The sequence below is a fragment of the Streptomyces sp. NPDC005820 genome, from assembly GCF_040630255.1.
Lineage (GTDB): Bacteria > Actinomycetota > Actinomycetes > Streptomycetales > Streptomycetaceae > Streptomyces.
The window spans coordinates 1-8,672 of the sequence record NZ_JBEXXE010000103.1 but is presented as its reverse complement, the minus strand read 5'-3'; the positions used below and the strand labels follow the sequence as shown (position 1 = coordinate 8,672).

Here is an 8,672-nt window from a genome sequence, read left to right as displayed (position 1 = left end):
CACCGCGCTGCGGATCGGCTACTTCGACCAGCGTGTCGACGCGGTCGTCGCCGAGGAACCCCTGTTCGACCCGACCATGTCCCGCCTTCGCGGCTAGCAGGCAGCGTCCACTCCGAGGGAAGGAACACCGCCGGTGACCGCACAACTGCTTGACGGCAAGGCCACCGCCGCCGAGATTCGCCGCGAACTCGCTGAGCGCGTGGCCAAGTTGACCGCGGCCGGCGGTCGGCCGCCCGGCCTGGGCACCGTCCTGGTCGGCGACGATCCCGGCAGCCGTGCCTACGTCGCCGGCAAGCACCGGGACTGCGCGCAGGTCGGCATCGCCTCCCTCCGCCGCGATCTGCCCGCCGACGCCACTCAGCAGCAGGTCGAGGACGTCATCGACGAACTCAACGGCGACCCGTCCTGCACCGGTTACATCGTCCAGCTCCCGCTTCCGGCCCACCTGGACGCGAACGCCGTACTGGAACGCATGGACCCGGCCAAGGACGCCGACGGACTGCACCCGGTGAACCTCGGCCGGCTCGCCCTCGGGGTGGACGCGCCGCTGCCGTGCACCCCGCGCGGCATCGTCGAACTCCTCCGCCGTCACGACGTGCCCCTCGCCGGAGCGAGGGTGTGCGTGATTGGCCGGGGCATCACCGTAGGACGTCCCATCGGGCTGCTGCTCACCCGCAGGTCGGAGAACGCCACCGTGACCCTGTGCCACACCGGCACCAAGGGCCTGGCCTGGCACGTCCGCGAGGCGGACATCGTCATCGCGGCCGCCGGTTCACCCGGCCTGGTCACCAAGGACATGCTGCGCCCCGGCGCGGCCGTCCTGGACGTCGGCATCACCCGTACCGACCAGGGACTGGTCGGCGACATCCACCCGGAGGCCGCCACCGTCGCCGGGTGGCTCGCGCCCATGCCCGGCGGGGTGGGCCCCATGACACGGGCCATGCTGCTCGCCAACGTCGTCGAGGCCGCCGAGAAGAACGCCACCGCGGCATGAACACGCATGTCCCCGACTAAGGCTGGACCCCTGTGACCGTCACGGCCCACCCCACCACCCCTCCCCGCCCGGGTACGCCCGAGCTTCACCCGCACGGGCTTCCGCGGCCCGGCCGGACGCTGGTCATGGGCGTCGTGAACGTCACGCCCGACTCGTTCTCGGACGGCGGGCTGTCCTTCGCCCCAGGGGCGGCCGTCGCGCACGGACGCGCGCTGCTCGAGCAGGGAGCGGACATCGTGGACGTGGGCGGTGAGTCCACCCGCCCCGGCGCCGTGCGCCCGCCGGTGGAGGAGGAGCTGCGCCGCGTTCTGCCCGTGGTCCGGGAACTGGCCGCGGCGGGCGCGGTCGTCAGTGTCGACACCATGCGGGCCGAGGTGGCCGCCCGCGCGCTGGACGCCGGTGCCCGGCTGATCAACGACGTCTCCGGGGGGCTCGCCGATCCCGCGATGCTGCCGTTGATGGCCCGGGCCGGCACGCCGTACGTGGTGATGCACTGGCGTGGGCACGCGGCGGGCATGCAGGCGAACGCCCGCTACGGGGACGTCGTGACCGACGTGCTCGACGAGCTGCGGTCGCGGATCGACGCCGCGCTGGCGGCGGGGATCGCGCCCGGGTGTCTGATCATCGACCCGGGGCTCGGCTTCGCGAAGGAGGCCGGGCACAACTGGGAGCTGCTGGGCCGGCTGGCGGAGGTGCGCGCGCTGGGCCATCCCGTGCTCGTGGGGGCGTCACGCAAGTCGTTCCTGGGCGCGCTGCTGACGGACCGGGAGACCGGACGGCCCCGTCCGGCGGCGCAGCGGGATGCCGCGACCACCGCGGTGTCGGTGCTGGCCGCGGCGCAGGGCGTGTGGTGTCTGCGCGTGCACGATGTCGCCTCGACGCTGGACGCGGTGCGGGTGACGGCCCGCTGGGGCGCCGAGGCGCCGGCGCTGTCGCCGCTGTGCTGAGGACCCCGCGGCCCGCGTGCGTGCCGTGCGCGGGCCGGCTCAGCCCAGGTGGCCCATCCGGCGGCTGATCTCCGCCGCGCCCTCGACCAGCACGGGGGCGAGTTCATGGATGCGTGCCTCGGTGAAGCGGTAGGCGGGGCCGGAGGCGCTCAGCGCGGCGATGACCTCGCCGTCACGGGAGCGGATCGGGGCCGCCATGGCGTGCAGCCCGATCTCGAGTTCCTCCAGCGTCATCGCGTAGCCGCGTTCGAGCGCCTCGGTGAGGTTCTTCTCCAGTTTGGCCCTGGCCGTCAGGGTGTGCGGCGTCAGCTTCCGCAGCCCGGACGCGGCGAGTACGTCGGCCCGGGTCTGCGTCGGCAGATGGGCGAGCAGGATCTTGCCGCTCGACGTGGCGTGCAGCGGGGTGAGCTGTCCCACCCAATTGTGCGTGCCGACCGCGCCGGGGCCGCGTACCTGGTGGAGGTTGACGGCGTAGTGCTCCTGCAGGACCGCGATGTTGACGGTCTCTCCGATGCGGTCGCTGAGCCGCTCGCACACCACCCGGCCCTGCTGGGTGATGTCGAGCCGGCCGGTCACCGCTCCGGCCAGCCGGACGAGCCCGAAACCGAGCCGGTACTTGCCGCGCTCGGCCGTCTGCTCGACCAGGCCGCGTGCCTCGAGCGCTCCGAGCAGGCGGAACGCGGTCGACTTGTGGACGTCGATCTCGGCGGCGACCTCGCTGACACCGGCCTCGCCGCGCTGGGCGAGGATCTCCAGGACGCTGACGGCACGGTCGACGGACTGCACGCCGTTCACCGCACCTGTCGTTGCGCCCTCTGCCGCATAGTTGCTCATAGCGCAACTATACGCAATGGCCGATGAGAGGTGAGGGGCCACAGCGACCGGACAAGGGGCCTATCGGACACTTGACGGCGACTGTTTTCCCGCACCCTAGGGCCGGCCGTTCGTCAGCGGAAGACCACGGTGCACTTCCCGTTGACCAGGACACGGCTCTCGCTGTGCCACTCCACGGCGCGGGCGAGCACGCGGGCCTCCACGTCCCGGCCGATGGTGACCAGTTCGTCGGGGTCGCGGGAGTGGTCCACCCGGACGACGTCCTGTTCGATGATCGGGCCTTCGTCGAGGTCGGACGTGACGTAGTGCGCCGTGGCCCCGACGAGCTTCACACCGCGCTGGTACGCCTGGACGTAGGGCCGGGCCCCCTTGAAGCTGGGCAGGAAGGAGTGGTGGATGTTGATGGCCCGGCCGTCGAGCTGCTTGCACAGGTCGTCGGAGAGGATCTGCATGTAGCGGGCCAGCACCACCAGGTCCACGTCCAGCTCGCCCACCAGCTCCAGCAGCCGCGCCTCGGCCTCGGCCTTGGTCTCCTTGGTCACCGGAATGTGGTGGAAGGGGATGCCGTAGCTCTGCGCCAGCGGCTCGAAGTCGCGGTGGTTGGAGACGATCGCCGGGATCTCGATGTTGAGCGAGCCGGTGGACTTGCGGAAGAGCAGGTCGTTCAGGCAGTGGCCGAACTTCGAGACCATGATCAGGGTTCGGGTGGGGGTCGAGGCGTCGTGCAGTTGCCAGCGGATCCCGTACGCCTGGCCGACCGGCCCGAAACCGGTCCGCAGGTCCTCCAGCGAGACGCCGGGGTCCGAGACGTCGAAGTGCACCCGCATGAAGAAGCGGCCCGACATCCGGTCGTCGAACTGCCGGCTCTCCAGGATGTTGCCGGAGCGGTGCAGCAGGAAGGTGGACACGGCGTGGACCAGGCCGGCCTGGTCGGGGCAGGACAGGGTGAGGACGTACTCGCGGCCGGGCTGCGGTCGAGGAGACATGCCATCCTCCGTGATCTGGTGCGCATTTCATGTGATGCGTACTGATGCATCTCTGATGCGTATTGCGCAACACTGTGGGCGATGCGCAACATGCTCCAACGGTGGCGACCCGGTGGTCAAGGGGTCAGGGGCGGTGGAGATGGCCCAGGCGGTCCGAGATCTCCTCGGCGGCCGCCCGCACCGCGGCGCAGACCGCCGGCAGTCGCTCCTCGGTCAGCCGGACGGACGGTCCCGAGGCGCTGAGCGCGGCGACCGCCTGTCCGTTGAAGGTGAAGACCGGTGCGGCCACCGCGTTCAGGCCCTGTTCGAGCTCCTCGATGCTGTACGCGACCCCGTCCGTGCGGGCGCGCCGGAGCTGGTCCCGGAGGACTCCGGGATCGGTGACGGTGTGCGGGGTGTAGCGCTCCAGCGGCTCCGAGAGCCGGTCGGCGAGCTCGGGGTCGGGCAGATGGGCCAGCAGGATCTTGCCGCTGGACGTGGCGTGCAGCGGCGTGCGCCGGCCCAGCCAGTTGTGCGTGGTGAGGGCCGAGGGGCCGAGCACCTGGTCGATGTTGATCGCGGCGTCCCGGTCCAGGACGGCCAGGTTGATGGTCTCTGCGACCCGGTGCGCCAGCCGCTCGCACACCTGGCGGCTCTGCTGGGAGAGGTCCAGCCGGACCGTGGCGGCGCCGGCGAGGCGGATCAGGCCGAGGCCGAGGCGGTACTTGCCCCGCTCCTCCGTCTGCTCGATGAGTCCGCGCATCTCCAGGGCGGTGGCGAGCCGGGACGCCGTGGACTTGTGCACCCCTAGTTCGGCGGCCATGTCCGTGACGCCCGCCTCGTCGTGGCGGCCCAGGAACTCGAGGATGGTCGCCGCCCGGTCGACCGACTGCACCGGGGACTCGGGCTGCGCCGGAGCGTCCGTACCGTCGCTCATTGCCGCTGTCGCTCCTCTGCTGTTGTTTCTCTATATAGAACAAGCATCGCAGTATGCAACATCGTCCGCTGACGTCGAAACCTCGTCAAGGGCCTTGACGGCGTGGTGTCCGTGAGGGGACAGTTTGGGCGTCGTTGCTTATGGCGAAGAGTGTTGCGGGATGTGCAACATGCTCCGGCCCCTCGGCGCCTCCTGAACATCCAGCCGAACACCCAGCCGAACAACGCCTTCGGCCGCCCCCCTGAGCGAGGAGATCGACCGTGACACACGAGGTACGCGCCGTCGTCGCCCGGAAGAAGGGCGCCCCCGTCTCGGTGGAGACCGTCCTGGTTCCGGACCCCGGCCCCGGTGAGGCGCTGGTGAAGGTGCAGGCCTGCGGCGTCTGCCACACCGACCTGCACTACCGCGAGGGCGGGATCGGCGACGACTTCCCCTTCCTGCTCGGTCATGAGGCCGCGGGCGTCGTCGAGGCGGTCGGCGAGGGTGTCACCGAGGTCGCGCCGGGCGACTTCGTCGTCCTCAACTGGCGTGCGGTCTGCGGCACCTGCCGCGCCTGCCGCAGGGGCAGACCCCAGTACTGCTTCGCCACCCACAACGCCGCCCGGCCGATGACCCTGGCCGACGGCACCCCGCTGTCCGCCGCCCTCGGCATCGGCGCCTTCGCGGAGAAGACCCTGGTCGCCGCCGGCCAGTGCACCAAGGTGAACCCCACCGCCTCGGCCGCCGCGGCGGGCCTGCTCGGCTGCGGAGTGATGGCCGGGTTCGGCGCCGCGGTCCACACCGGCGGCGTGGGCCGCGGCGACTCCCTCGCGGTCATCGGCTGCGGCGGCGTGGGCATGGCCGCCATCGCCGGCGCCAAGGTGGCCGGCGCCGGCCGCATCATCGCCGTGGACGTCGACGAGCGGAAGCTGAAGTGGGCCGAGCAGTTCGGCGCCACCGACGTCGTGGACTCCTCCAGGACCGACGCCGTCGAGGCGATCCGCGAACTCACCGGCGGCTTCGGCGCCGACGTCGTCGTGGACGCGGTGGGCCGTCCCGAGACCTTCACACAGGCCTTCTACGCCCGCGACCTGGCCGGCACCGCCGTCCTCGTCGGCGTCCCCACCCCGGAGCTGACGCTCGAACTGCCGCTGCTGGACGTGTTCGGCCGCGGCGGCGCCCTGAAGTCCTCCTGGTACGGCGACTGCCTGCCCTCCCGGGACTTCCCCGCCCTCATCGACCTCTACCTCCAGGGCCGCTTCGACCTGGGCGGCTTCGTCACCGAGACGATCGGCCTGGACGACGTGGAGGCCGCGTTCGCCAAGATGCACCACGGCGAGGTGCTGCGCTCGGTCGTGGTCCTGTGACCGCCCGGACGTCATCGGCGCCGGCGCCGTCGGGTGCGCACTCGACGACGAACCGACCGCACCGCACCGCACCTCACCCCACTCACGAAAGTGACACGATGACCCTCACGAACCTGCCGCCCAGCCTGATCCCCACGCTGTCCGGCGAGTACTACACCGACCCCGAGATCTTCGCCCAGGAGCAGGAGCGGGTCTTCGAGGCCATGTGGTTCTGCGTGGCCCGCGCCTCCGAGCTGGACAAGCCCGGCGCGTTCCGCACCTACCAGGTCGGCCGCGAGAGCGTGCTCGTCTCCCGGGCGAGGGACAACTCGATCAGGGCGTTCCTCAACATCTGCCGGCACCGCGGCGCCAAGCTCTGCACCGAGGAGTCCGGCGAGGTCAAGCGCGCCTTCCAGTGCCCGTACCACGCCTGGACGTACGGCCTGGACGGCAAACTCGTCGCCGCCCCGAACCTGACCTCGATGCCGGACATCGACCGGACCGAGTACGGCCTGATCAACGTCCATGTCCGCGAATGGCTCGGCTATGTGTGGGTGTGCCTCGCCGACGAACCGCCGTCCTTCGAGGCGGACGTGCTGGGCGCGGTCGTGGAGCGCCTCGGCGACGTCGCCTCGATCGAGCGCTACGACGTCGACAACCTCTCCGTCGGCAAGCGCATCACCTACGACGTGAAGGCCAACTGGAAGCTCATCATCGAGAACTTCATGGAGTGCTACCACTGCGCCACCATCCACCCCGAACTCACCGAGGTCCTCCCGGAGTTCGCGGACGGATACGCGGCCCAGTACTACGTCGGCCACGGCGCCGAGTTCGGCGAGGAGATCCAGGGCTTCACCGTGGACGGCTCCGAGGGCCTGGACCGCATCCCCGGGGTGGCCGAGGACCAGGACCGCCGCTACTACGCGATCACGGTCAAGCCGCAGGTCTTCATCAACCTCGTCCCCGACCACGTCATCTTCCACCGCATGTACCCGATGGCCCACGACCGCACGATCGTCGAGTGCGACTGGCTGTACCTGCCGCACGTCGTGGAGAGCGGCAAGGACGTGGACCGCTCGGTGGAGCTGTTCCACCGGGTCAACGTGCAGGACTTCGACGCCTGCGAGCGCACCCAGCCGGGGATGAGCTCACGGGCGTACACCCGGGGCGGGGTGCTGGTGCCCAGTGAGCACCACATCGGCGAGTTCCACACCTGGCTGCAGAACAAGCTCGACGTGGGTCCCACGCACTGACCGCCTCCCGGCCCTCTTGACAACCCCGCCTCCCACCCAAACCATGTTGCACATAACGGATGTCGTTGTGTCATGTGAGACAGCTTGTCTGGAGCCCGCATGAGGAGCATCACCGTCGTCGGAGCATCGCTGGCAGGCCTGAGCACGGTCCGCGCGCTGCGCACGGACGGCTACGACGGCGAGATCGTCGTCGTGGGGGAGGAGCGCCACACCCCCTACGACCGCCCGCCGCTGTCCAAGGACTTCCTCAAGGGGGGCCTCGACGCCGCCGCGCTCTCGCTCGGCGACCCGGAGGAATACGAGGACCTGGACGTGCAGTGGCTGCTCGGCGAGCGCGCGGTGCGCCTCGACCCCGGCGCCCGGACCGTCACCCTGGCCGGGGGACGGCATGTGCGCACCCACGGCGTCGTCATCGCGACCGGCGCCGCCGCCCGCACGCTCCCCGGCACGGACGGACTCGCCGGCGTCCACACCCTGCGCACCCTGGACGACGCCCTCGCGCTGCGCGCCGACCTGACGAACGGCCGGCCCCGGCTCGTCGTCATCGGCGCCGGCTTCATCGGCGCCGAGGTGGCCTCCACCGCCCGCGGACTCGGCCTCGACGTCACCGTCGTCGAGGCGCTCGGCATCCCGCTGGAACGCCAACTGGGGCGCGAGATGGGGCTGGTGTGCTCCTCGCTCCACACCGATCACGGGGTCCGTCTGCTGTGCGGGACCGGCGTCGCGGGACTCGTCGGCGAGGGCCGGGTCACGGGCGTGCGGCTCGCGGACGGGCAGGTGCTGCCCGCCGACGTCGTGGTGGTCGGGGTGGGGGTCAGGCCCGCCACCGACTGGCTCGCCGGTTCCGGAGTGCCGGTGGACGACGGGGTGGTGTGCGACGCCGGCTGCGCGACCGGTGTCCCGGGCGTGGTCGCCGTCGGCGACGTCGCCCGCTGCCCCCACCCGTTCACCGGACGGCACGCCCGGATCGAGCACTGGAGCAACGCCGGCGAGCAGGCGAAGACCGCCGCCCGCACCCTGCTCACCGGGGTGTCCGCGCCCGCCTCGCCGACCGCGCCGTACTTCTGGTCCGACCAGTACGGGGTGCGCATCCAGCTCGCCGGGTACGTCGCTCCCGGCGCCGAGCCCGAGGTCGTCGAGGGCGACCTCGACAGCCGTTCCTTCACGGCCGTCTACCGGCGCGAGGGCACCCCCGTCGCCGTGCTCTCCCTCAACCAGCCCAAGTTCTTCAACCGGCTCCGCCGCACCCTCGTCCCCGCCGTCCCGGCCGCCGCCCACTGAGCCCCCACGCGAGGAAACGTCGATGACCCTGTTCCACCAGTCCCTGCACGAGCTCGACCCGGAGATCGCGGCCGCGGTCGACGCCGAGCTGAACCGCCAGCAGTCCACGCTCGAGATGATCGCCTCGGAGAACTTC

The 8,672-nt window shown here is 71.2% G+C and carries 8 protein-coding genes; 5 read left to right on the top strand and 3 right to left on the bottom strand.

Annotation, left to right across the window (positions count from 1 at the left end):
* The first annotated feature begins 133 nt into the window (after positions 1-133).
* A complete protein-coding gene (locus ABZ464_RS51590) occupies positions 134-994 on the top strand; it encodes a bifunctional methylenetetrahydrofolate dehydrogenase/methenyltetrahydrofolate cyclohydrolase (RefSeq protein WP_359289902.1) in 861 nt (286 codons plus the stop codon).
* 32 nt (positions 995-1,026) lie between these two features.
* Positions 1,027-1,941: a dihydropteroate synthase gene (gene folP, locus ABZ464_RS51585; protein ID WP_359289900.1), complete on the top strand. Its 915-nt coding sequence runs from the start codon at positions 1,027-1,029 to the stop codon at positions 1,939-1,941.
* Between the two features lie 39 nt (positions 1,942-1,980).
* Here folP and ABZ464_RS51580 read toward each other — a convergent pair whose 3' ends face one another.
* From ABZ464_RS51580 to ABZ464_RS51570, 3 genes are all read right to left on the bottom strand, one after another.
* Positions 1,981-2,775, bottom strand: a complete 795-nt coding sequence (locus ABZ464_RS51580) for an IclR family transcriptional regulator (protein WP_359289898.1) — start codon at positions 2,773-2,775, stop codon at positions 1,981-1,983.
* A gap of 113 nt (positions 2,776-2,888) precedes the next feature.
* Positions 2,889-3,761 carry a formyltetrahydrofolate deformylase gene (purU, locus tag ABZ464_RS51575; RefSeq protein WP_359289896.1) on the bottom strand — a complete coding sequence of 291 codons (873 nt, stop codon included), beginning with the start codon at positions 3,759-3,761 and terminating at the stop codon, positions 2,889-2,891.
* Between the two features lie 124 nt (positions 3,762-3,885).
* A complete protein-coding gene (locus ABZ464_RS51570) occupies positions 3,886-4,677 on the bottom strand; it encodes an IclR family transcriptional regulator (RefSeq protein WP_359289894.1) in 792 nt (263 codons plus the stop codon).
* A gap of 260 nt (positions 4,678-4,937) precedes the next feature.
* Here ABZ464_RS51570 and ABZ464_RS51565 point away from each other — a divergent pair, with 260 nt between their 5' ends.
* The 3 genes from ABZ464_RS51565 (at position 4,938) to ABZ464_RS51555 (ending at position 8,536) form a co-directional block, all read left to right on the top strand.
* On the top strand, positions 4,938-6,023 hold the full coding sequence (locus ABZ464_RS51565) for an S-(hydroxymethyl)mycothiol dehydrogenase (RefSeq protein WP_359289892.1): 1,086 nt from the start codon (positions 4,938-4,940) through the stop codon (positions 6,021-6,023).
* 98 nt (positions 6,024-6,121) lie between these two features.
* A complete protein-coding gene (locus ABZ464_RS51560) occupies positions 6,122-7,255 on the top strand; it encodes an aromatic ring-hydroxylating dioxygenase subunit alpha (RefSeq protein ID WP_359289890.1) in 1,134 nt (377 codons plus the stop codon).
* A 99-nt stretch (positions 7,256-7,354) separates the two neighbouring features.
* Positions 7,355-8,536, top strand: a complete 1,182-nt coding sequence (locus ABZ464_RS51555; protein WP_359289888.1) for an FAD-dependent oxidoreductase — start codon at positions 7,355-7,357, stop codon at positions 8,534-8,536.
* The last annotated feature ends 136 nt before the right edge of the window (positions 8,537-8,672 follow it).